Raw genomic sequence first — 26,883 nt, 5'->3', positions numbered from 1 at the left:
TATCTGTGTAGGTAATTAGCGGCACGTTAAGCTTAAGAGGTTCACTTACTCAGTAGCCAGTAGCTTGGCTTATACGATAATGTTGTGGCACAGCTAAATAACTACACTATAGTTACTACTGTTAAATAACCTACTATGGGTAAGTTTGTTATGATCATGTTTGGCTTAGGAAAGGCAAAAAGGGACAATGACCTAGACGCTCCTCTTTTTCAGCACATAAAAAAAACCACTGCGTACCTTGAGATTGATCATCAAGGAAATACTATTGAGGTCAGTAATCGGTTTAAGCAGCTATTGGGGTATGCACCCGATGTACAGCTTACTTCAATCAATCAAATTTGCCGCAGCACAAAACACAAAAGCGCACTAAAGCAAGCCATTACGCAATTGGCGAACCAATCTCAAGTTAGCGTTGAAATAGCCTTCGACACCGCAAAGCAAGTAATTAAGCCATTACTGCTTGAGCTCTCCAAAACACCACAAGGGAGGATTGTGTTGATTGCAACAGATATTAGCCATTACCGCACCACTATCAATACTGCACGAGCAAGCCTGCAAGCACTTTCATCTTCGTTTGCAATGGTTGAATTTAACGTTGATGGCACTGTTTTATCCGCAAACGACAAGTTTTTATCTTTGCTGGGTTATGAGCTAGCTGAGATCCAGAATCAACATCACAGTATGTTTGTTGAAGATAACGATGCCAAAAGTGAAGACTATCAATCGTTTTTACAACAGCTAAACAGTGCAAAAAGCTTTGAGGGTGAATATAAAAGAAAAACAAAATCCGGTAAAACGGTATGGCTACATGCCACTTATACCCCTATCGTTAACGCCAATAATCAGCTGAGTAAAATAATAAAATACGCTATTGATATTTCGGAGCAAAAGTTTCAAGAGGCGACATATCAGCATCAAATCAGCGCCATCGAGCAAACTCAAGCGGTTATTGAGTTTGACCCGAACGGCAATATCATTACCGCAAATCCACTCTTTTTAGATGCCGTTGGATACAAGCTGACAGAAGTACAAGGCCAACACCATCAAATATTCATGGATAACAATGAGGCTTTAAGTAGCCAATATATCGCTTTTTGGCAAGCTCTGCGGCAAGGGCTGCATCAATCAGGCGAATTCAAGCGCGTCACTAAAACAGGGCAAACACTTTGGATACAAGCAACCTATACACCCATACGTGATGAAAGCGGTGACGTTTACAAAATTATAAAGTACGCCTCGGACATCACAGCTACCAAACTCGCTTCTTTTGATTCTGCTGGGCAAATTGCGGCGATCAATCGTTCACAAGCCGTCATTGAATTTGATTTACAGGGAAATATTTTAAAAGCCAACCAAAACTTTTTATCCACTATGGGTTACAAAGAAGAAGAGGTTATCGGCCAACATCACCGTTTATTTGTTGCAGAAGACTATGCTCAAAGCACCGAATATAAAGCCTTTTGGCAACGCCTTCAGCAAGGACAGTTTGAGTCAGGCGAGTTTCATCGTTTGGCCAAAGGAGGCAAAGAGGTCTGGATCAGCGCAACCTATAACCCAATTTTGGACGAGCAAGGTAAACCACTTAAAGTGGTCAAGTTTGCGACCGACATAACCAAGCAAAAGCTGAGCCATGCCGACTTTTCAGGGCAATTAGCTGCAATCCGCAAGTCACAAGCGGTGATCGAGTTTGCAATGGATGGAACTATTTTATGGGCAAATGAGCTATTTCTTGACACCATGCACTACAAACTGGAGGAAATTCAAGGTAAGCATCATCGCCTTTTTGCCACAGCTAAACAAGCAAACAGTGCCGAGTATCAAGCGTTTTGGCATAAGCTTAATAGAGGCGAGTTCGACTCAGGGCAATATCTAAGGCACGATAAGCATGGTAACCATGTTTGGATCCAAGCATCTTATAACCCTATCCTAGATCAAAAAGGGAAACCTTTTAAAGTCGTCAAATATGCAACCGATATTACGGCTCAAAAACAAGCTGTTGAGTGTATTAAAGCGGCAATATTCGCGATGGAACAAGGCGACCTAAGGCATCGTATCACCGTGCCGCTAGATGGCGAATTTAGCGTACTTCAGCAAGCTATGAATGGCTTATTTGATAAGCTGAGTGATTTGGTCAATACAATCAATCGCGGCGCTGAGCAAGTATTCGATGTTGCAAAGCAAATTGCCAGCAATAACGAAGACTTAAATAGCCGAATTGAAAACCAAGCCGCGAGCTTGGAAGAAACCGCAGCAACAATGGAAGAGCTCACTGCCACCGTCAAGAAAAATGCAAATAGCGCCAGTCATGCTGCCGAAAAAGCGACATTTGTTAGCGAGAAAGCGCATTCAGGTAAAGCATCAATTGATGATGCCATCACAGCGGTGGGAAAAATAGAATCCTACAGCACGAAAATATCTGACATTATTAGCGTAATTGATGAAATTGCTTTTCAAACTAATTTACTGGCACTCAATGCGTCAGTTGAGGCAGCACGAGCAGGAGAGGCCGGTCGTGGTTTTGCCGTTGTTGCAGGTGAAGTCAGAAACTTAGCACAGCGCAGTGCATCAGCCGCGCGGGAAATTAAGTCGTTAATTAAAAATAGTGTGGATGCAGTAGCACAAGGCAGCAAGCTTGTGTATGAGTCTGGTGTAACCTTTGAGGAACTGATGCAGTCTATCGCAGATGTCAGCCAGATGGTCGAAGAGATAGACAATGCAGGCAAAGAGCAAGCGGATGGGATCTCTGCGGTATCCACCACGATTGCGCAAATGGATAACATCACCCAACAAAATGTGACGCTAGTAGAAACCACTTCCCGCTCAGGAAAGCACATGGAAAATCAAGCTAAACTACTCACCGACCAAGTTGCGTTTTTTCAGCTAAACAACCTAAACGATGAGTAAGTGACTTGAAATTCGGATAATTGATCTGAGTTCGGTTTAATTAATGCCTTTCTCACTGCTAGCTAAGACACATTCATTATCCTCAACTCATAGGCTAGAGCAAAGCTAAGATAACTTCAGCTTTGCTTACCTCAAATTGTTTTGGTTGCTCCACATTCAGGCTTGTCACTACACCATCTTCAATCACCATGGCGTAGCGCTGCGAGCGCAGGCCACCAAAAGCACCGGTATCCATGTCCAGCCCAATTGCTTTTGTGAAGCTGCCATCACCGTCGCCAAGCATCATAATGGCTTGTGCATTTTGTGCTTCACCCCACGCTTTCATCACAAAAGCATCGTTTACTGATACACATGCGATAATATCCACACCTTTGGCGGTAAACTCATCTGCATTAACCACAAAACCAGGCAGGTGCGCAGCTGAGCATGTAGGTGTAAATGCGCCTGGCACGGCAAAAAGAACAACCTTTTTACCGGCAAAGCAGGTAGCGACATCATGATTAACCATGCCATCTGCGGTGAGCTCGCTCAGTTGTGCCTGAGGTAGTTTTTGTCCAACTTCTATCATTTTCAATTCCTTCAATTTATACCAATGTTCTTAATTAAGTGGTCTCTTTTGAGGCGAGAAAACCTTAACGTGTTGCTTCACTCAACATCAGAGTCTATCAATACGCTTTATATCGACTTGCGGGATCTCATAGCCTGTAAACAATAGCCAGTTTTTTGTTTCAATAAACTCCAGTCCCCTACTGCGGCTAAAACTGCGCTCAGGCACTCGGATAATGTCTTTATGTTGTTTACTCGCAAAGTCAAAGTAGCTAATGCGAAAATCACCACGATGAACAGATAAGTAGTAGATACCTGAACGAGACACTGACCAGCTCGCGCTTGATGCTAAATATGCCCCAGTAAATAAATGCTGATGTTCTTTAGACATCAGATCCATTTTCCACATTTCTTGTTGTTCACTTTTGTATATGTATAAGGCATCTTTGTACTCGATCGCTGTCGTCCCAGCGGTTAACTTAGTCACGGGCTTTTGATGTGCCTCTATTGACACTCGAAATATGTCTTTGCCATCTGAGACATATATATGCTTGTCGTCAGAGGACCAGCTAGGCTTGCCATGATACTCAAGACCTGTTTTTATTTGGATCACTTGCTTGTCGGCGACATCCAGTAGCTGGAGCTGACTCCCCTGCGATGATTTAGTGATAAAAACCACTTTGCTGCCATCTTTGGACCATGCTGGATGCAACGCTTGTAACTCTAATTGGGTTAGCTGTACTCGCTCGTCACCTTTGAGGTTAGACATCCACACTTCATCAAAGCCAGACTGATTAGAAATAAAAAGCAACTGCTCTGAATCTGATGAGTAATCAGGGTAACGAAAGCTCACTTGTGAGTGTAAAATTGGAAATGGGGAGCTTGCTACAGTTGCACTTAAATCAAGTTTCATAATAGAAGTATCTATCTCCCAATTATGAAAATAAAGCGCTCCGGAAGCGCTGAAATTTGGGTAGCTGAGCCCAGAAAATGGTAGCGAGGCCAATATCTTGCCGTCAAGTGACACTTTATATGCTTTACGTGCACCATGCTCTATAGATGACACCACAAGGTAATTGTCAGTAGGATGCCAAGTCACTCCTCGTAAGTCATCATGACCTTGTAGAAGCGTAATCTCCCGACCTGAGTCCAGCATTTTCAGGTAGAGGTTTTCTAAACCATTGGGTAAGTTGCGACTGATCACGATTTTAGACGCATCGGGTGACATCACAATACTTTCAGGATAGCTATCTTGACAGTTCAACTGGCAATCTAAGACCGTTTCGGTCAGATGAGTTAAGTCAAGTAAGACGACCTGCCCGCCACTACCTTCACTTTTTTTCGCAACAAACCCAAGTAGATTTTTTTCTGCCGAGTAGGTCAGTGTGGTCGTCGTGTTTACAGGGCAATCTGCGAGCACTTTTTGTGCTTTAGTCACTGTATTTAGCGATTTGATGGCACACTTACCCGTTTGCTTTGCAATGAAAAATACCGTTTGGTTGTCTCGCGCCCACACCGAAACAGACGCATTTTCGTTACCATTGCTGAGCTTAACAGGAGGACGGTTTGGATGAGTAAGATCTTTTAAATACAGATGTGCATGACCACCGAGCTTTCGCCATGCAAAGGCCATAAATTGCCCATTAGGAGAAATACTTGGAAACAACTCTCGCCCGGGGTAATCGGTTACGTCAACGAGCGCATCGTTTGGACGGTCACTGTTCAAATACAGCATTAAAGTGACGACTAAAATACACAAAGTTGTCAACATCATGACTTTGTTGACACTTATAAACTGTGCAATATTAGGTTGTACCTCAGGGCTAATAGCTGCGGGTTCAAAATGAGGAGGAACTTTTAATCTATACCCTGACTTACGAATGGTTTCGATAACCTCGTTTTCTGTATTTTCAGTGCCACAATCCAGTGTTCTGAAGGTTTTTCGCAAATGCCAAATAGCATTGGTCAAGGCTTTTTCACCAACAAAAAGATTGCCATCCCATACTTGAGCAATGATCTCTTCACGTGTTACTACGTTGGGGTAGGCACGTGCCAATACTGACAATACCTCAATAAACTTTGGTTGGACACAACACACTTTCCCATCTTTAGACATACTATGTCCAATAGGATCGATGTTTACGCCTAATAACTGAAAAGTAGTGTCGTGCTGCATGATTTCATCTGTGAATAAGTATGCAATAAATCATACCTAAATTAGTGTCTAAATGAAAAAATTTACACGATGAATGCCACTTTCATATTTAAATCCATCTTAAAGTATTAATTAAACATCTGTTTTAAATGCTTATTTTTAAATAGATATTAAATAGAGCTAAAAACGTTAAAGAATAGATATTGGTATCATTGCATGTACCAAAGGGATGGTCAGAATGAGCAACACTGGTCCAGAATATCGCCTTTTGTTTGTGAAACAATAAGGCATTCCCCGCCCAGCAGACCCTAAATCAATGAACAACAATTAGAAAAGGGATCACCGTGTTACCTAATAATAAATTAAAACTCATTACCCTATCTATCGCACTCGCATGTAGTCATTCCACAACTGCACAAGCGCAACAGATTGAACGTCAACAGGTAGAGCAAACGAGCTCGACAACCAACACTCAGGCCGAAGATCAGGCGCTTGAAAAAATAGTGATCACCGGATCGAGGATTAAAAGAGACAGCTTTTCGGTGCCAACACCAATTGCAACAATGAATGCGGAGTCTTTGAATGATGCTGGGTTTGGTTCACTGGCGGATATTTTGTTCGAAGAAATGCCGCAAGTCAGCGAAGGAACAGGTAACGGAAACTCGCAAAGTAGCGTTCAAAATACGGGACTTTCTACAATCGACCTCAGAGAGTTAGAGGTTAGCCGCACGTTAACCCTGATTGATGGTCGCAGAGTGGTTTCCAATAGCTACTCAGGCAATTACGTTAGCCTCTCAACTATCCCTAAAGGCATGGTTGACCGAGTAGAAATCATCACCGGAGGCGCTTCAGCTGCCTATGGTTCTGATGCCATCGCTGGGGTGGTAAATATCATTACGCAACAAGATAAAGAAGGGGCAACTTTCCATGCTCGTGGAGGAGAAAGTACACAAGGTGGCGCAGCAGAATACACAATAAGCGCAGACTACGGTACCAGCTACGACGATGGTAAGGGCTACTTCTTTTTCAGTGCCACGTATGATGAAGAAAAAGGGTTAAGTTACTGGGATAGAAAACGTGCCCAACAGCAAGACAGCTGGGACTACGATGAAGACCGTATGTGCAACGTGATGCTAACAGCAGCTTACGATCCCGACACAAAAACAGCCTATCAATGTATGCGAGACATCGACAAATCACAATGGACTAGCCTCAGCGATTCTATCCCTGGTGGCGTCTTTGACGAGTCGAGCAGCTTTAAACCCGACGCCGGTTTTTGGTACGATGGCACTACGTTCAGAAACGATTGGCAAGAGGAACGCCACGGCATTAACTTCAACCAATTTACGATGTTAAAAGTGCCAGATAAAGATATTTCTGCAGCAGTAAAAACTGAGTATGAGTTTGACAATGAAGTAGAAGCCTACTTCCAATTACAATACAGCCGCAACACCTCACGCAATGTCAAATCACCAGAAAGTGAAGATGAGTGCGATGCGATAGTTACATACGATCCTGCAAACAATCAATTTGGCTCAGATTGTATGGGCCGTATCCCCTATGATAATCCCTATATGCCTGACGCTATCCGCGCAGAAGCAAGTTCAAAAGGCGTAAAATGGGATCGACTGTTCTCAGAAGTGGGAAATATCATAAACGACAATGAAAGAACCACGATTAGGACATGGGGTGGATTACGCGGCTACCTGTGGGATGACTGGGAGTGGGATGTCTCCGTAGGTTATGGCAAGTTCAAACAGGAGCAAAACCGTAGTAACGAGATTTTTGTTGCACGTGTCAAACAAGCACTCAACGCCGAGCGTCTAGCGGACGGCACCATTCAGTGTAAAGACGAACAAGCTCGAGGCCAAGGTTGTGTACCAATCAACTTATTTGGTGAAGGGTCAATCACAGCAGAAGCCGCTAATTATATTCGAGCTAATCCATCCATAACCACAGATATCGATCAAGTTACTGTATCTGGTTTCATCACCGGCGATTTATTTGAGCTCCCTGCAGGTGCTGTAGGCTCTGCTTTTGGTTTCGAATATAGAAAAGACAGTCAGAGTGTCGCTACCAATGTGCCTAATGGCGGTGTAACCTTCAACTATGTACCTACTTTTGATGGTGATGTGAGCGTGCGAGAAGCTTTTGCTGAGCTTTCGTTGCCGTTACTAAAAGATGCCCCCTTGGCTAAGTCTCTCAGTGCAGAAGTGTCAGCTCGTATTGCCGATTACAGCTGGGCAAATACAGGGCTTATCCAAAGTTATAAAGCTGGATTTATCTACGAGCCAATTGAAGGTTACTCAATCCGGGCCAATTGGGCCAGAGCGATGAGAGCACCTACTATCACAGAGCTAATGTCTCCTCCTCGTGGTGATTATGATAGCTTTGATGATATTTGCGATGGCGTTACTGCCACTTCAATGGAACCGGGCCATGATAACTGTAGAAAAGAGGCAGGGATCCTCGCTACCATTGCTGCAGAAGGGAAGTTTGAAGATGAGAATAATGGCTATTCTCCAAACTCAGGGAATAATGAGTTGTTTGAAGAAACAGCTGATACAATTACGCTTGGCTTGTCCCTTGCCCCTTCGTTTATTCCCAACCTTAGAATGGCGTTAGACTATTATGATATTCAAATCGATGACGCAGTTACGGCGCTGGGCAACGAAGATATCATCAAATTCTGTTATGCCTCATCCATGGAATATGGCAGCGAAAATGAATTTTGTCGCGACATCAAGCGTGATGAAGAAGGGCAGATCTTTGAAGTAAATCAGCGCGTTATTAACACTGATGAAATTCGCACCAAAGGTTACGATATTGCCATGGAGTATCTGTACGATGCCAGTGAATATGGCCGCTTTAAGGTAAAAGCGGATTGGACGCACGTCATTGAGTATTCAATCACCAGTACGGGTCCTGATGGCCAATATGAGGATTTATACGAAGGCTACTTAGGCGATGACATTTTTGAAGACAAGGGCGCTATTGCACTGACTTGGTACAAAAATGACTGGCGTGTGCGCTGGAGTACAAAGTACAAAGGTGCTGTGGAAGCAAGTCGCTCTCGATATGAAGATTGGCAAGCTGCAATGACGAAAAATGATGCCCGTTGTGCCGCTGGAGAGTCAAGCTGCATCAGTAACCCTGAGCCACTGTGGCAAGGTTCACTGCCATCGGTTGTCACCCATAGTATCAGTGTAAACTACAGCATGGATTTGAATAACGATCGCTCTTTATCGATTTATGGTGGTATCAACAATCTATTCGATGAAAAGGGACCGTTTATTGTCGGTGGTAGAGGTAACTTTGATAGTGCTTATGGTTCTGGTGTTGGACGCTTTGCGTTCATTGGTGCCAAGTACCAATTTTAAAGTAAATACTGTGGTTTAGGCCACGGTAATTACAAAAAAGCCCCACATTAGGTGGGGCTAAAATCATGATTTTATCGATACAGACTCAGCAAATGTAACGCTCTTACTGAAACGGTAGGCTGCGGTGCTACAGTTCACCGCTACACAACAAAACCATGTACAACAAGACTGTGAAATCCCCCTAAAACGACGTTAAGAGTTCAAACGGTAACCATCTGCTCTAATGTGGGCCGGTGTTATTTTGAGGTGTTAACCAATCGCTTTGCCACACATAGTTGCCATGTATGTACAAAAGTTTATCGCCTTGGATAAGCCCCCTATCCGCCTCGGTATATCCCAGCACTTTATCATTACTAATAGGCAAGGTGAGCGCTGCTCGGCTGCTACCACGGTAGGTCAACGTGGAGTCCACTCCTTGTACTACTTCAAATGCAGCCAGGTCATTAGCAGTATACCAAGTGGAGCTAGCGTCACTCTCTTGTTCGGTAGTCCAATACACAATAGGTAACGTAAATCGCGTCACTGATTCATTGTCTTTTAGCATCGCCAGCGTACGATAATCATACTCCAGTGGCGTAAATCCCCCTTCAAAGATATGTGCTTTTAACAGCTTAGGTGCCGCCGGATCAGCCACATCAAATAAACTCACTTGTGTACCTGAAGCGACTTCAGAGTTTGGCTCCGTTACATGTTGCCCAACGCCAAGCAATAAGCCTTCGCCAATTGGGTGTAAGTATGAGGAAAAACCGGGTACTTCTAGGCTGCCAACCATTTTAGGCTCTGTAACATCCGATAAATCTAAGACATATAAAGGGTCTGTTTGCCTAAAAGTAACAACATAGGCAGTATCGCCAAAATACCGCACGGCGTACACATCTTCATCTACTTGATTGGTTTGTGGGTTCACTTTACCAATTGGGGTGGGATATTTATCATTTGGTAAAGTGGCAACTGTTACCAATGTGTTGCCTTCTGGTTTTAGAATATGCAGCTTGTGGCTATTTCCCATGCTAGTGTCATATTTACTTGTGAACACTCTGAGCATACCGTCTTGTTCATCAAATCGCGTTGCCGCCATGTTACTACTCACCTGTGCAAGCTGACCTTCAACCTCTCCTGTCGCTTGATAAGTTACCCCTTCATTATTTAGTGTCAATTGGTGTAATACTAAACCATGAGGTTGCCAAATCGCGGTATTGACCTCATCAGTGTTATCGGCGAATGTGTAGTTATACAGATATAGCGCCGTCGCTGACATATAAAAGCCCGCGGTTCGGGTGCTTACGCATGTTGTTTTAAAGTCATCAGGAGTGTGAATATTCACTTGGGTTATGGTGGTTAAGCCATGGTAGCCATCTAATGCCGTTGCATCTGCAGGCAGATAGCAGCTATCTGCTGCGACTAATGGTGCTTCTGCGTTTGTTTGTAGGTTTTTAAAGGTAGGGAGCAGTGCGTTGACATCCATATCCATTAGTTGGTTATAGCTTGCTAATCTGTCATTGTCCGTATATCCACTGTAACTCAATGTATGTTCAGCTATTACATACAGAGTATCACCTATTAGGCGGCTACCAACTAGTGAGCCATCCATCCGAAAGCGTTTCTCGACGGCTGCTTGTTCGGGCATGGATACGTCACTGAAAGCCAGCTCTATAAAACCTTGATAATCCACTTGTGGCTGGATTGACTGTATCGATATGTCGTCTGCAAAGTCGTAATCATAATCCATCAATACACTGATTAACTGGTGATCCTGTAAATAGAGGTTTTGGCTAGCAAACGCTGAGTCCGACACAATAAGTTCATTCACTTGTACTGGCACTTCGTCAGCCACAGTATCTAACACTCTAACGAAGGTTTTACTGCTGTCCCCCTCGTAGGCAACCTCCGTCGTCCCAGTAATATACAAATAGCGCCCGTCAAACTTGATCCGGTCGCTTTGTGATACCCCATCCACAAGTTGGTTTGTCCCAGAGTATGGCGTTGTTACGGTAGTAGCGGCTGGGTTTTCCGACACGTCTTCGCCGTTTTTCCCCCCTCCACTTGCGATAAAAATACCATTTTTAACAAACTGACTAAATTGCGCTGTGGAAGATGCTTGTAGCGGTGCCGTACTGTTATTTAGCGCATTAAGCGCTGGCAACATCTTATTCTCTTCATTGTTGCTGCTACCACCACATGCACTCAAACCTGCAGCAAGTGGCAAGCTCAACCAAATTTTGTAATTCATAATGTTATCCTTGAAAGTTAAGCGTCAATTAAGCCTAAACTTTTACGCTGGCATTTCTGTTATCATCAGCGTTTGTTTTGTTATTTAATGTTACCCTTTCTGGTAATTTGTACCGCGACTGGTAAATTACACATTAGGGCAGGCTGACCACTCACCGCCAAAAAACGACTACCATTTTGTTTTAATACTGACTCAAGTTGAGGAAATCAAACACTGACGGCATTACCGCTTTTTATTTAACGTCACCAACATGGACACAAATGGCTTGGTGATAACAAAATGCGACAGTGGTGTTATCAACACTGCTTTCTGTCATCAAAATAGATCAGCTAACGAAACAAATTTGTATCACTCAAACTGGAGTTTCACATTGAAAAAGTTACTAGTGGCCTTAACTTTGCTGCTCGCCGCCAAGGTAAGTGCCAATACAGTGCCATGTGACGCCAATGACAGCGAATGTACAGCTATTGGCCAATGGCGTTTTGGTGTCGCACTCGGTGGCGGGGTGATCACCAACCCACTACATGGCGGTGATAACATACCTTTGATTGCAGTGCCTTATATCAGCTATTACGGCGAGAACCTATTTTTAGATAATGGAACATTAGGCTATACACTCTACTATCACGACCAATTTGACATCAGCTTAATTGGCACATTTAACACAGAACAAGCGTATTTTGAGAAATTCCACCCGAGTAATATTTTTGTACAAAAAAGTTTGTTAGATGCCAGTGCTGAATTACCTGGAGGTGAGTTTCTCGCGGAGCAACGTGTCATCTCACTTGATGATATTAAGTCAAGGAAATGGGCAGTTGATGGGGGAGTGCTAGCACATTGGATTATCAATGATAATGTCAAAGTAACAGCATCATGGCTGAGCGACATCACCAACACATATCAAGGTTATAATGCGGATATAGGTATAAGTTACCGATTCCGCTTCAATAATACACCAAATGCCCATGCACTCATCAAAGCAGGACTAAAATGGAAAAGTAGACAATTAATCGATTACTACTATGGTATTGATAAAGCTGACACCCTTAACTCAGCCTTGTGGTATGAAGGTAGCTCAAGTTACCAGCCCTATTTGAGTTTTGCTTATTCATATCCCATAAGCAAATCGTGGACTTTCAAATTTAACGCGAAATATCAACAGCTTGACACTGTTATGACAGATAGCCCGATAGTCGAGGATAGCTATACCGCGACAGTCTTTGTCGGGGGAAAATATGAATTTTAGGTTGTACTTAATAATAATTATAATGTTTAGTGCTTCTAGCACCGCCTCAACCACACCTAGCAATGAAGTTAACTTTGAAATTAAACCCATTACTTGTATGGTAAAGCAAGCAGGACAACGCTGTGAAATGACCGCAAAAATAGCGTGGCAATCTCCCTTCCAAAGAAATTTGTGCTTATTTCAAGAAGAACAAAAACTACAATGTTGGGAGCAAACTGCTGAGGCAAAATCAACACAGACCATCTCGCTATCAAAATCCATGATTTTTAGCTTGAGGGATGCTAAAAATAACATGATTGCGAAACAAACTATCGAACTACACACAAGCGTCAACCAGCAATATCGACGCAAACTGAGAAGCGACTGGAGTGTGTTTTAATGGCAAAAGTATTACTAGTTGAAGATGATGTTAAGCTTGCAGAGTTAACCGCAAAGTTTCTTATTCACAACGGCTTTGAAGTCGTACAATTGCACAATGGCATCAATGCGATAAAAGCGATTGAAGCCGAAAAGCCCGATATTCTTATTCTTGATATCATGTTGCCCGGACTTGATGGTTTCTCCATTTGTAAAGCGGCTCGAAGTGAGTTTAAAGGGCCTGTTTTATTTTTAACTGCCAAAGATAGCGACTTTGATCATGTCAAAGGGCTAGAAATTGGTGCCGATGATTATATTATTAAACCAGTAGAACCCTATGTATTGCTGGCTCGGCTAAACGCCCTATTAAGGCGCACACAAAGCGAACAAGTACAATCAGACTCTATCGTGCTTGGCAAGTTACGGATCAATAAATCAGACAGAAAAGTCTATTTATCCAATCATGAAGTAGAGCTCACCAGTTATGAATTTGACTTATTGAAGACACTCGCAGGTCATGCTGGAGAAACCCTCAGCCGTGATTACATTTACAAACATGTAGTTGGACGTGAATACGATGGCTTGGATAGAAGTGTAGACGTACGTATTAGCCGTCTGCGTAAAAAACTCGGTGACAACTTAGAGCAACCGGCTCGACTCATTACCGTTTGGGGTAAAGGTTACCTTTGTTCAAAGTCTGCTTGGGATTAGTTTATCTGTGTTAAAGCTATTACTCAGCTTATATGTAGCTGTGTTTACCAGCATTGTTATTATTAACCAAGTAAGTGAAGCAATTTGGACGCATTGGGTGCATTCTGCACCTGACGAGTTGCGCCATGCAAAAACCATAGCACACACACTGAAGTCCAGTATTTCTCCAAATAGCTTACCCAAAGAGTCAGACACCATAAAAATACTCGATATGGATGATGTGGCTTGGTTGCCAGAACAAGCTAGTACCCTAAAACAGGGTGGTATATTAACGAGTTTTGATGATACCGGCAGTGCTTGGCTGACTTTCAAAATACCAGAGTCAACTTTATTGCTGCAACTAGGGCCGCTCGCCCCTGCAACCTCTGCGACCAACAAGCAATGGCTTATCAAGCTACTCTCTTATGCTGTATTGGCCTTTTTACTCATGTTGTGGATAAGGCCGCTCTGGCTTGACCTTTTACAACTTCGCTATATTACCGAATGCCTCGCTCAAGGTCAGGTGCCTAAAACGACGCGACGCTCTAGATTCTCTGCTATCTCTAATCTTACAGAGCAAATCTACCACTTAGCATCGCAAGTGGCACGACTGATTGACAATCAAAAGCTATTAGTCAACGCTGTGTCTCATGATCTGCGTACCCCTTTGGCTAGACTTAAATTTGCTCTTGCAATGCTACCTGAAAACAGTCGAGAGCAAGGCAATGATATGGCTGATGATGTGTTGGAAATGGAGGCCATGATAGATGAAATGCTGGCCTATGCGCGGCTAGAATTTGAAGTAAAAAAGCTGGAGCTGATCCCGCTTAGCCTTAATGAGTTAGTTCAAGACCAAATAAGCAAGCTAAGTAAACTCACTGATAAACAGGTTTCCTTTCAAGGCAGCTGCGATGAAATTATCCTCCTAGCCAACCCACATTATTTATCTCGCGCTATCCAAAATATTGTGCAAAACGCAGACAAGTACGGCAACTCAGCCATCATGATCCGTACCGAAAGTGACAAAAAATATGCCTATATTCAGGTCGAAGATGATGGTAATGGGATCCCAAAATCACAGTGGGAATCCGTATTTGTGCCCTTTTCTAGACTTGATGCAAGCCGTAGCAAAGGCGGTGGAGGGTATGGACTTGGCCTTGCAATTGTACGCAAGATTGCCACTTGGCATAAGGGTAGCTGTCATGTTGGTTGCTCAACTGAACTTGGCGGAGCTAAGTTTACCTTTATTTTGCCACTCGCACATCGCACAAGCAGTTACTCTGGCACCAATGCGAAATTAGAGTAGATAATGGCCCAGAGTTTACTTCGACTATGCTGGAAACGTGGGCGACGGAAAACTGTATTAAACTTGAGTTTATAAAACCTAGTAGCCCTTATCAAAATGGCTTTGTGGAGAGGTTTAACCGAAGTTACCGTGAAGAAGTGCTAGATTTATACTTGTTTGAATCACTGCAAGAAGTACGTGAAATCATAGATGAGTGGTTAAGTATTTATAATTATGAGCGGCCTCATGATTCACTTGGTGATATGACACCAATTGGTTACCTTGAGGCAGCATAAAATTCTACGAAAGAGCTGTACTAAATTGGGTGGAGTTACAGATTTACATAACGCTAAGCTTGCTGTCGAATTTGTACAGCGCATCATGAATGATCACGACTTCAATGGCATACGCGAGCTTTTTTATGGCCAACAGTACATACAACATAACCGAAACATCGCAGATGGAATTGAAGGCGTCATTGAAGCTGTAAGCAGTCTTGTAAATAATGCCCCTGAGTTCAGTTACGACATCAAACATATTTTCGTTGATGGTGACCATGTCGTATTGCATTCACATGTAACTTTAAAGGCCAAACATCGAGGCATTGAGACCGAGGGGTTTAATATTGTGGATACATGGCGTGTGGAAAATGGGCGCCTTGTCGAACATTGGGATACCATTCAGGGCATTAGCTTTTCTATGCGCCTGTATGCACTTCTTACTGGTGGAAAAGTTAGGAACAAAAATAGCATATTCTAGCTGGTAGTATTTACGTATTTCTCGACGCCAAAATCAGTGTACCGCACACGAAAAAGCTAGCATGACTTGTATAGCTTGGAGAGTTGTAGCTAAAGGCTTTATTTGGTTAAACCAGCAAACATTCACAATTTGCCAGATTTGTGCGTCGTCGTTTTTTGAGTGTTTCACAGTAAGTTTTCAATACCTGCGCTCGACCTGCAGCCCTGCAAAAAACCCAACAAAATAGTGTTGTGAGCTTTATCCAAAAAATCAGGTTCGATGTTTAGTTAAGACAAAATTGGTTAAAACTCTAAAATAGCGCCTTTTTTATCGGTGCGTATACATTTACCCGTAAGCTCCACTAACTCTAAGTAAGCCTTGAGTTCGAAAGGCAGGACTTTTAACATGTGTTGTCGGGGCTGTCCGCAAACCTTACGTAATCGGCTGTTTGGTCATTTGCCTTGCATGGTCGGTGCGTTTTTTGATACTGGTAAAGTCAGCGGTTTCAGGCGTTGGAGCTAATTTAGCTCTATTGGGGTTTTAGTCGACTTATGCCATACAGGCAGCTAATGCGGCCTCGTCTAACAAGGGTTGAGATTTGAAATCTGCCTTCCCAAAATCTGCCAGTACATTCATCTTCTTTATTTGCCCTGCGGGCAATCTCCTCGTTGAGTACCCGCATAAACCAGCTAATATCTACCAATCTTAGTCTGTACTTGGCAATATATTCATAGAGTATCAGCTGTTCTAACTCGATTAGTGGCTCTTCCTCGATAAACTTCCACGTTATCCAATTACCTTTAAATAGCTTGTGTCAGCAAATGCGGTGCTTCTGCTAAAACTCCTTAGCTAGACAAGTAAAAAACTAAGCTGTGGCTTAGCAGCAATGGGTTGAAACAGTAACACCATGCTATCATTCTGTTATCATTTTTTATCGCAAGTCATTAATTACTATAGATTTATGTAATACCCTGTAATGTATCTTTGTTTAGCAATTTGGTACACTAACTATATAGCTCTAACTTCCGGTCGCAATAACTTCTTTGTTGGCGACTAAGCCATTGTGAGAGGGCAATATAGGTATTTTTCTCTGCTCTGATAATCAGTCTTTGATAAAGATAGTGCGGACTTACTCGCACAATGAAAAACGACACAAACAACAACATGCTTTGAATGCAATAAGAGCCGTGATGCAAAAACAACAAAAAAGAAATGTTTTCCCGCCCGCGATTGACTATGTAAAACCCTCAGTAAAATGGCTACTGAAACATTCAACTTATACTCAACTTAAGTCTTTCTTGACGTTAAAAAGTACCATGTTTTCAAGCCTGCGATTTGACTTTATTGGCACCCTGCATGGGTTGTTCCACGGTTACCGCTTTGAGTGTTATTTGGATTGGAGGCCAGTATGAGTTTTCTACCTACAACCACCAAATAATGCGGTTAATTGGGGGCTTAACAACGGAGCTGAAAATCATTAAGCCCATTAAGTACCGCCATTTTATTGAATTTAATAATAAGTTTTATTTTATATAGAAATGAACACGGCATGGCTCACATGCCAGCTCATCGTTGTTTTAACTTTTTGGTTACCTCAGGGTAAAACCTGAATATGGAGTAAATATGAAGCTAACCAAATTGATCAAGGGAATAACATTCTCTTGGTTATTTACGTGCATGATGTACTCATCGAATCTTTTAGCTGAAGGTGTAACGCTCGCTTTCACTTCCCAGAATCAGGGTGATTATGTCACTTCTTCGTTTACTAATTCAGCTCAGCAACAAATAACCATTTTTGCTGATGCAGGAGAGGGAGAAACACTCGACGAAGAAAAAGTGACAATTTATAACACTGACTTTTACTCTGATACGGTGATATCATCAAAAGATGATAGTGGTCTTACACGTAATAGAGGGTATAAATTATATACAGAAAACAATACAGCGTTTAAGTTTCTAGGTTTTTCGATTTATGCTCAGTCAGGTTACAATGTTGTTAATGGTTATGCTTTGCATGTTGAGCTGACAGGTTATTCTGCCTCCGGTAAATTCGTCGAAACTTACTCAGTGGGTCAGATTGACCTAGAAGAGCAACGTCCAATTAACCCTGCGGGCGATGCTTGGAATAACGTCTATAGAGTAGATATACGCTTTCCAATGATCAACAGTAATGGTCGACGCAATGGAAAGTATGGCTATAGACACGTTATAGAATCTGTTCGTGTATCAGATGCTGTGGTTCCAGCTAACACCCCGCCTGTTTTCAGAAAGCTTATCGCCGGAGCAGCTTATCAGCTCGGTGGCGAACCGGTACAGATAACTTCGCAACTTGAGATATATGACAGCGAACTGTCAGCACAAGGTGACTATTTTGGTAGTACACTCACAATCATGCGTGATGGCGGCGCAAATCAGGAAGATGTTTTTTCACATCCATATACTAACTTGGCTGAAAACGGTAACTTCGAAATCTTTGGTCAACATTTTGGCAAGGTAGAGAAAAACTCAGAGGGCGTGTTAAGAATAAAGTTTGACCGTAAATCTGGCGATAGTTCCAAGCTTTCAAAAACTAGCTTAAACACCGCCATTGCTCAAATAAAATACAAAAACACTTCTCAGACCCCCTCAGATAACGTATCACTTAAATATACCTTTAATGATGGTATTTCCGATAGCCAAGGTGACAATACACTAGGGGTAAAAATTGCTTTTCCAAACCGCGCACCAACAGATATAACGCTTGCTAAAACGTCGTTTAAACATAGTGAACTTGGCACATCGAAAGTCTTAGGTGCGTTGTCAACGGTAGATCCAGATACTGGGGATACACATACCTATGAATTAGCCACAAGCGCAACACAAGCGACTGCTGGTACATGCTCACTGCCCAACGGTGACTCTGGTGACATTGACAATATGTACTTTACGATTGTTGAAGGGAGTTTGCATGGCAAATACAATATGACCGGATATAACGGGTTTAATGGTAACTTCTCAGTCTGTGTGCTAAGTAAAGACAGTGAAGGCGAAACATTTAAAAAACCAATCGAATTCAGCATTATAGATGACGAGGCACCAGAAGCGCCTTCAATACCTACTATGACTGATGCTTCAAACTCTGGAAGCAAGTCTGATCAGATTACCAATATAAAGGAACCAACATTTACAGGTACTGCAGAACCAAACTCGACTGTGATACTGTATGCTGAGCGGACTGTACAAAATCTTCAGATTAATACAACTGAGACGATTGAATTGGGTAGAGTGAGGCTGCCAGACTATCGCAATACTTGGGAAATAAAAGCCACAGGTATCCTTAAATACCCAAACCGTCGGGAAATTGATGAGACTTCGAAAGTCTACGCAACAGCAACAGACTTTGCTGGAAATACCAGTGCTGAATCAGCAAAACAGACTGTAAGGATAGATGCTGTCCCACCGAAAGAATATCCTGAAATCGTATTATCCTCTTCGAGTGATACTGGACTATCTAGTACAGATAAACTAACAAAAGAAAAGATACCAACATTTACCAGTACCAGTTCAGGGGATAGTAGCCACAGATATAGCTTGTATAAGGTTGGTAGTGGTACATCAACGTATGTCACCGATTTTAATACTGGTAGTTTTTGTTGCAGATTAACCGCAAGGCTTCCAACTAACCTAGCACTGACTGATGGTAGCCATACTTTTAAAATTGTCGTGAATGACGCAGCGGGTAATACCGCAAGCGGTTCTAGTAATACTATTGAGGTTGATACAACGGCTCCAACGGGCATCACTGCCGCGTTTGATCAAGACGACTTCACCAAAGAAAATGAAAAAACCGCGAGCATCACTATCTCTGGCTTAGAAAGCCAAGGTAAGATAACAGCAACCATTACCGTTGAAGGTCAAAATGCAACACCAATAGTTAGAGAAACACTGATCACTTCAACAACAGGTACGCAAAAACTAGAGAATATTGATTTAACAAGCTTACCTGAAGGTACGTTGAAACTGTCTGTGGTTGTGAGCGATTGGGCTGGTAACGAAAGCGCAGCTGCGACCGACACAGCTAAAAAACAATATAACGCCAAACCTGTGATCAGCGGCACGCCTGCGACTCAAGTAAATGAAGACAGCCCTTATTACTTTAAAGCCAGTGCGACAGACACCGACGCAGGTGATGCGCTTACTTTTTCTATCAATAAAAACCTAACTGATCCCAAGCTTTCGTGGCTAACCTTTGATACGCGCACAGGTGAGTTTAGAGGTACGCCGAAAAATGAGCACGTAGGTAAAATTGAAAACATCATTATCAGTGTAACTGATGAAAAAGACACTGTCAGCCTACCAGCGTTTACATTGGAAGTAGTTAACGTAAACGATGCGCCAACGGCCATTACCGCATCAGCGACAGAAGTTAATCAATCAATAACTGGCGAAAATAAAACAGTTATTACCGTTGAAACCACAGACGTTGATGCGAGTGACAGTCATCACTATGCCTTGGTAACAGCAGGTACAAGTGATAATGGTCGCTGTGCAGCGAACACGGATAACACAGCATTTACCATCACGGAAAATAAACTGCTTTCTAAACAAAAACTTGAAGCACGAGACTACACCGTTTGTGTACAGAGCAATGACGGAACGACAGCTTTTGAGCAAGCGTTAACGGTTAAAGTAAAAGATGATATTGCACCTGCAACGCCATCGGTTCCTGCGCTTCATGTTGACTCGAACTCGGGTATAACTACTGACAATATCACTAATGACCGCACTCCAACTTTTATCGGCACAGGTGAAAATGGTTCCACTGTTATCCTCAAACTTGCAAATGGTGATGAGATTGGTCGTGGCGTTGTGAATGAAGGAAAATGGTCTATTACCTCGTCGGAGCTAGCTGAGAACTCAGCCACATATGTCATTACAGCAACGGCTACTGATAGCAGCGAATTCAGTGACGATAGCCCAGCGTCAGCGGCGTATACGCTTATAATCGACACTGATAAACCAGTGACTCAACCAACAATCAAACTAAGCGGTGATTCAACTAGCAGTGAAAATGATAAACTGACTAACAAAACCACGTTTACTTTTTCAGGTACTGCTAGCACAGACGATACCGTAGAAATACTCGTCAATGGTGAAGTGGTTGGTTCTGCAAAACCGGGGAGCGATGGCAATTGGTCACTTCAGCCTGCAGGCACTTATAGCGATGGTGATCATACTTTTGCTGTGCGTGTGGTTGATAACGCGGGCAATACACTTTTCGGTGATAACATTACTATCACGGTTGATACCAAAGCTCCTGCGGGTATTACAGCGATGTTTGATCAAACACTGATCAACAAAGCCAATGAACAAACGACCAGCATTACGCTTACCGGCTTGGAAGAAAAAGGCACACTTAAGTTGACTTTCACAGGTCAAATGGTTGATGGTCGCATGCCAGAGCCAATTGTACTTACACCTGATTTTGCAGCGGTTAATGGCAAGCAAACTATCGCGAATATTGACTTATCTAGCTTTCCCGAAGGTGAAATTTCACTGTCAATACTAGTAACCGATGAAGCGGGTAACACCAGTGACGCCGTAACAGCCTCAGTGACAAAGCGTTATAACTTCAAACCTGAGCTATCTGGTCAACCAGCAACTACGGTAGATGAAGACAGCGAGTTTGACTTTACGCCGACATTAACAGACACCGACGAAGGCGATACTCATACCTTTACGATCAATAAAACACCTAGTTGGGCGAAGTTTGAGCCTACCACTGGACGCTTATTTGGTACACCAAAGAACGAGCACGTGGGTGAAACCACAGGGATCATTATTACCGTTAACGATGGTACAGATGAAACTAGCTTAGATAGCTTTGATCTAAAAGTGATTAATACTAATGACGCACCGACTGGTGAAAACGTAATACTTAACGTTAAAGAAGGTGAAACACTAGAAGTTAACGCGACAGGTGGCTTGATGGAGAACGGCAAAGACGATGACACTGCTAATAATCTTGATGAAAAGCTTATTGTGCTTGCTGGTAGCCAACCCAAATACGGCACGCTGACGTTAAACCAAGACGGTAGCTATAAATATATTCATGATGGTAGCGAAAACCATCAAGATAGCTTTACTTTCTACTACCAAGACAACGCCAAAGCAGAGTCTGATAAATATACTGCGACTATTACAGTTGAAGCCGTTGAAGACGCACCGACTGTTGCGAACGATGTGATTAACCTAACAGAAGACACGCCATCGGCAAAAGTGGATTTGTTAGCCAATGACACCGATCCTGAAAACAATATGGATAAGTCTTCGATGACTCTGGTGATTCAGCCAACCAAAGGTAAGGTAAACGTCGAAAACGGTATTGTAATCTACACCCCGAATGACAATGTTAATGGTGAAGATAGCTTTACTTACACTGTAAAAGACACTCAGCAGCAGGTATCGAAAGAAGCCAAGGTGCAAGTTAACATTAGGGCGGTAAACGACGTTCCAAAAGCAGCAGGCTTCATCGTTAACATTGATGAAGACACAACATCAGACGCGTTAGCGGTAAGAGCAACAGCAACTGACGTTGAAGACATCAACCCGAAAGGCGACATTCGTATTACTCAACAGCCAAGTAAAGGTAGAGTCACCATTAACCAAGAAGCAGGTACGCTTGTTTACGCGCCAAATGAGAACGCAAACAAAGAAGACAGCTTTAAGTATGTGATTGCCGACAACGATGGCGCAGAGTCAAACGAAACGGAAGTGTCTATCAACATTGGTGCAGTCAATGACCGTCCGACAGTTACAAACGACACAACGACGACCAAAGAAGATGAGTCAGTCACCTTAGCTATTTTAGCTAATGATGAAGACATTGAAGATGAAACATTCGCAGCTGCCAAAATTACGTTACAAGATGGTGGTGACTACGAGTTAGCCAAGGTTACTGTTGGTGATAATGGGGAACTAACTATTACGCCTAAGCAGGACAAAAACGGTCTACTTACCTTTACTTATACCGTAGCTGATAGCGAAGATTTGCGCTCAGAACCTGCTAGTGTTGAAGTGACAATTACCCCTGTAAACGACGCGCCTGTGGCAAAAGAAAACACAGCACAACTGCTAGAAGATGGCAGTGTTGAAGTGAATGTACTAGGTAATGACACCGACGTGGATAGTGAGTTGAAATCAACATCGGTGACTGTGGTTCAACAACCAAAAAATGGTACCGCTAAAGTTACTGTAAAAGGCGCTATTTTATACACGCCAAATGGCAACTACTTTGGTAATGACGAGTTAATATACACAGTTGAAGACACCGAAGGGTTAGTGTCCAACCAAGCGAAAGTAACCATCACCATTGAGTCGGTCAATGATGCACCGGTAATTTCAGGTACGCCATCTCAGTCAGTTGATGAGGATCAAGCCTATCGATTTACGCCAGCTGTTAGCGATGTGGATCAAGATGCGTTGACGTTTTCTATCGAAAATCAGCCTAGCTGGACACGCTTTGATGACGCGACGGGTACGTTAACAGGTACACCAACCGAAGGTCAAGATGGCAACTATGCTGGCATTGTCATTTCAGTAACCGATGGTAAAACCACAACCAGCCTAAATGCGTTTAGCATCACAGTGAATGCCGTAAATGATGCGCCTGTGATTTCTGGGACGCCAACACTTAATGTGAAACAAGATAAGCCTTATCGCTTTGCGGCGTCTGCGTCAGACATTGACTCCGAGTCGCTGACATTTACTATTACCAACAAACCAAACTGGGCTGAGTTCAGCACAGAGTCTGGGGTGCTGTCAGGTACACCAACACGTGATGATGTAGGGACTTACCGTGGCATTGTGATAAGCGTTAGCGATGGTTTGCTAAGCGACAGTCTTGCTACGTTTAACCTCGAAGTGTTGGCAGTGAACGCAGCGCCAATTGCTAACAATATGCAGCAAACGGTTAAAGAAGACGGTACAACCAGCTTTGTAGCCAACGTCAGCGATATTGACGGTGACACCTTAACTGTTGAAGTTCAAAACCAACCACAACGTGGCCAACTTTCAGTTCAAGGTAAGGTGTTCAATTACACGCCTCTACCTCAATTTAATGGTACAGATACATTCACTTATGTCGTCAAGGACGGTACATTCACCTCTACTGTCGCAACCGTAACGATGATAGTAACAGCAGTCAATGACTTACCCATCGCGATAGATGACAGCTATTCATTCACCGCGACTAATTCTGGCCAATATACTTTACCAGTCTTAGAAAATGATACCGATGCAGACGGTGATGCACTTCGTATTGTCGGTGCAAAGTCATCATATGGCAGTGTTGTCATTGAAGGTAACGCACTGAATCTGCTTGTAGAAGGAATGTCACAAGGACAGGCTGTGATCACTTATGCTATTGAAGATAGTAATAAAGGCAGAGATCAAGGCCGAGCAGAGGTCACGATTTCAAGTAATTCAAACAGCGACACCAGACCAACAATTATCGCGCCACCGGCAATTACAGTTAATGCTACAGGCTTGTTTACTAAAGTCGACCTAGGTACAGCCACGGCCAATGACAGTAATGGGGTTGCCCTGCCAGTCTCGCTTAATAAAGCTCAGCCAATATTCTCGCCGGGAAATCACCTTGTACATTGGAAAGCACAAGACAGCCAAGGTCAAGAAGTGGTTGCAAGTCAGGTGGTCAAGGTTAATCCTCTTGTCTCTTTGCAAAAAGACAGCCAAGTGAGCGAAGACCGCAATTACCATGTAAACGTTTACCTAAACGGTGATGCGCCAAGTTACCCTGTCACTATTCCGTATACAGTAACAGGTACGGCTGACGCAGCGGATCATGATTTACAGTCTGGTGAGTTTATTATTACCTCCGGAACGCAAGCGAGCATTGAGTTCAGCGTATTCGCAGACAGCGAAGTGGAAGGCAACGAAACCATAGTCATTAGCCTAGGTGATAGTGTAAATGCAGGTGCTAAATCAACCACAACTATCACAATTGTTGAAGACAATGTAGCACCAAACGTGCGTACAGTGGTTTCGCAAAATGGTGAGGAGCGCAGTCTAGTAACAGCAACCAACGCAGAGGTGTCGGTTACTGCACAGGTTGCCGATGTGAATCCAAACGACCAAGTAAACGTTGAGTGGCAAGCTTCAAGTGAGCTTGAAAACTTATCATTCACTGATAACGTATTTACATTCAATCCTCAGTCACTTGCGGTTGGTATTTACAAAGTGGTGGTGATTGCTTCTGACGATGCTACACCTAGCCTGTCAACTAAAACTGAAGTGTATATTGAAGTAGTCGATGCACTCGCAACCTTGTCAGACAGCGATAGCGATGGCGACTTGATCCCTGATAACCAAGAAGGCTACCAGGACTCAGATGGTGATGGTATTCCTGACTACCTAGATAACATCGATACCTGTAATGTAATGCCACAACACGTGGATCAATCGTCACAATTCTTAGTAGAAGGTGATGCTGGTGTTTGCTTGCGTAAAGGTGCCACTGTTGCACAAAACCAAACTGGCGGTATACGGCTGTTGGACAGTGAAGTTACCACTGACACTGAAGCGCTCAACATTGGCGGTATCTTTGACTACATTGCAGTAGGTCTGCCAAAAGATGGGGATGTGTACAGCATTGTGATCCCACAACGTAAACCTATTCCAGCCAATGCGGTATACCGTAAGTTCAAAGATGGCCAGTGGAATAACTTTGTGATTGATGCAAGCAACCAAGTGCTATCTGCACGTGGTGAGCTAGGCTTCTGCCCTCCTCCGGGGGACTCCCAGTGGACAGACGGTATGACCGAAGGTGATTACTGTGTGCAGCTGCGTATTCAAGATGGTGGTGCGAACGACGATGATGGCGTTGCTAATGGAACTGTGGTGGACCCAGGTGGTGTTGCAGTGCCAGTATCAGGCAATAGCTTACCGGTCGCAAACAGCGATGCCTTGACCGTATTTGCAGGCCAAAATGTGGTATTCGATGCACTAGCTAACGATACGGATACAGATGACAATACGCTAACCATTACTAGTGCATCAGTCGACTTTGGCCAAGTTGACGTGGTAGAAAACCAGTTAAGTTACTCAGCGCCCGCTATGTTTGTGGGAATTGCAACCATTCAGTACGGTATTACAGACGGAGTCGGTGGTACAGCACAAAGTGTGGTAATGGTTTCTATCGTCAATAACCAAGCGCCAAATGCGATCAATGACAGTGCCAACACAGATGGCACTACGATAATGCTAGACGTATTGGCCAATGACACCGATCCTGAAGGTTCAGCACTTACCTTAGTCTCAGCCACCGCTAAGTACGGTACTGTTACTATCGAAGGAGCAAAATTGCGTTATGTTCCAGCAAATAACTTTGAAGGTATAGATACTATTCGTTACGTAATTAGCGATGAATTTGGTACCAAAGCAGAGGCTGAAGTAAGTGTCACAGTCAAGACCACACCTCATGGCAAAGTTGAAAACAGTTCATCCGGTAGCATGGGTTTACTGAGTCTATTACTGATTTCTGCATTGGTGCTTCGTCGCAGCAAATCAGGTTTACCTGCATTTGCACTGGTGAGCAGCATAGCGCTAGTAACCACGTCAGCGATGGCTAGTGAATGGAAAGTTGCGGGTACTGTCGGTGTCACATCAGCGGACAGTGACGTATCAAACGAATCGTTCGCTACCACTTATCTAGATGAAAAAAGTACAAGCTGGTCTATCGGTGCTTTTTATCGATTAACTCCACAGTGGGATATTGGTTTGAGATATATTGATTTGGGTGAAGGAAAAGTTGAGTTCAGTGGTCTATCAGCAACACCCGGTGAAATACATAAAACACTGTCTTCTATAGCCCCAGCTCTTCCAAAAGGTGCTGCATTGCAGGTTGGCTATGAAACCAATCTAGCCAGCGAATTAGTAGGTAAGCTGTTTGTCGGTGTACTCAGTTGGAAATCTGAAATTAACAGTAGGCTGAACAGCAGTGCTAGCCTGTTACATAAAGAAAGTGGCGCCAACGGTTATGTGGGGGCTGGGCTGCATTACCAGCTGAATAGCTCTATTTACTTGGGTGTTGACTACAGTCATTATTTTATTTCAGAGAATAATATTGATGAAATTGCAGCATCAGTTAGCTATCGCTTTTAATTGAAATAAATTTACATAAAGAAGCCAAAAGCCCTATATGCCATATAGGGCTCAGGTTGTTGATAAACCCTGCTTTTTGAGCAGGGTTTATTTTTTCATACCATTACTCAAAAAGATTAATACCATATATGGACTCTCTCCGATTACAAGATAGTAATTGATAGAATTTCAAAGTTCATTGCTGCCATATAT

General features: G+C 43.1%; 11 protein-coding genes and 2 pseudogenes. 9 read left to right on the top strand and 4 right to left on the bottom strand.

Annotation, left to right across the window (positions count from 1 at the left end; translation table 11 throughout):
* The first annotated feature begins 135 nt into the window (after positions 1-135).
* Positions 136-2,904 (top strand): methyl-accepting chemotaxis protein, encoded by a 2,769-nt coding sequence (locus HUZ36_RS18820; protein WP_254879594.1) that lies wholly within the window; start codon positions 136-138, stop codon positions 2,902-2,904.
* 94 nt (positions 2,905-2,998) lie between these two features.
* On the opposite strand, the gene HUZ36_RS18815 is transcribed toward HUZ36_RS18820, so the two are convergent.
* Complete coding sequence (locus HUZ36_RS18815; protein ID WP_128732424.1) at positions 2,999-3,472, bottom strand: peroxiredoxin; 474 nt, start codon at positions 3,470-3,472, stop codon at positions 2,999-3,001.
* A gap of 87 nt (positions 3,473-3,559) precedes the next feature.
* Positions 3,560-5,626, bottom strand: coding sequence for a winged helix-turn-helix domain-containing protein (locus HUZ36_RS18810; RefSeq protein ID WP_176033679.1), 2,067 nt, complete (start codon positions 5,624-5,626; stop codon positions 3,560-3,562).
* A gap of 323 nt (positions 5,627-5,949) precedes the next feature.
* On the opposite strand from HUZ36_RS18810, the gene HUZ36_RS21995 reads away from it, so the two are divergent.
* A complete protein-coding gene (locus HUZ36_RS21995) occupies positions 5,950-8,985 on the top strand; it encodes a TonB-dependent receptor domain-containing protein (RefSeq protein ID WP_176033678.1) in 3,036 nt (1,011 codons plus the stop codon).
* Between the two features lie 220 nt (positions 8,986-9,205).
* Here the strand turns inward: HUZ36_RS21995 and HUZ36_RS18800 are convergent, their stop codons facing one another.
* Entirely contained in the window at positions 9,206-11,215 is a 2,010-nt protein-coding gene (locus tag HUZ36_RS18800) for a beta-propeller domain-containing protein (RefSeq protein WP_176033677.1), read from the bottom strand.
* 370 nt (positions 11,216-11,585) lie between these two features.
* Between HUZ36_RS18800 and HUZ36_RS18795 the strand changes: the two genes are divergently transcribed.
* The 6 genes and pseudogenes from HUZ36_RS18795 (at position 11,586) to HUZ36_RS18770 (ending at position 15,552) form a co-directional block, all read left to right on the top strand.
* The gene (locus tag HUZ36_RS18795) at positions 11,586-12,461 is read left to right on the top strand and encodes a MipA/OmpV family protein (RefSeq protein WP_217704717.1); all 876 of its coding nucleotides are present in this window, start codon (positions 11,586-11,588) and stop codon (positions 12,459-12,461) included.
* 22 nt (positions 12,462-12,483) lie between these two features.
* Positions 12,484-12,840: a DUF3019 domain-containing protein gene (locus HUZ36_RS18790; RefSeq protein ID WP_241651713.1), complete on the top strand. Its 357-nt coding sequence runs from the start codon at positions 12,484-12,486 to the stop codon at positions 12,838-12,840.
* Positions 12,840-13,529, top strand: a complete 690-nt coding sequence (locus HUZ36_RS18785) for a response regulator (RefSeq protein WP_128732428.1) — start codon at positions 12,840-12,842, stop codon at positions 13,527-13,529. Before HUZ36_RS18790 ends, HUZ36_RS18785 begins: the two co-directional genes overlap by 1 nt.
* 7 nt (positions 13,530-13,536) lie before the next feature.
* Positions 13,537-14,814 (top strand): ATP-binding protein, encoded by a 1,278-nt coding sequence (locus tag HUZ36_RS18780; RefSeq protein ID WP_147389926.1) that lies wholly within the window; start codon positions 13,537-13,539, stop codon positions 14,812-14,814.
* Positions 14,802-15,089 (top strand): annotated as a pseudogene (locus HUZ36_RS18775) (transposase); the annotation flags it as partial. The gene HUZ36_RS18780 and the pseudogene HUZ36_RS18775, both read left to right, overlap by 13 nt.
* A gap of 25 nt (positions 15,090-15,114) precedes the next feature.
* Positions 15,115-15,552, top strand: a complete 438-nt coding sequence (locus tag HUZ36_RS18770) for a nuclear transport factor 2 family protein (RefSeq protein ID WP_252095742.1) — start codon at positions 15,115-15,117, stop codon at positions 15,550-15,552.
* 106 nt (positions 15,553-15,658) lie between these two features.
* Here HUZ36_RS18770 and HUZ36_RS21815 read toward each other — a convergent pair.
* Positions 15,659-16,345 (bottom strand): annotated as a pseudogene (locus tag HUZ36_RS21815) (transposase); the annotation flags it as partial.
* Between the two features lie 809 nt (positions 16,346-17,154).
* Here HUZ36_RS21815 and HUZ36_RS18765 point away from each other — a divergent pair.
* Entirely contained in the window at positions 17,155-26,691 is a 9,537-nt protein-coding gene (locus HUZ36_RS18765; protein WP_176033674.1) for a tandem-95 repeat protein, read from the top strand.
* The last annotated feature ends 192 nt before the right edge of the window (positions 26,692-26,883 follow it).

It is taken from the genome of Pseudoalteromonas sp. McH1-7 (assembly GCF_013366255.1).
Classification (GTDB): Bacteria; Pseudomonadota; Gammaproteobacteria; order Enterobacterales; family Alteromonadaceae; genus Pseudoalteromonas; species Pseudoalteromonas peptidolytica.
This window is presented reverse-complemented; position numbering and strand designations above follow the sequence as displayed.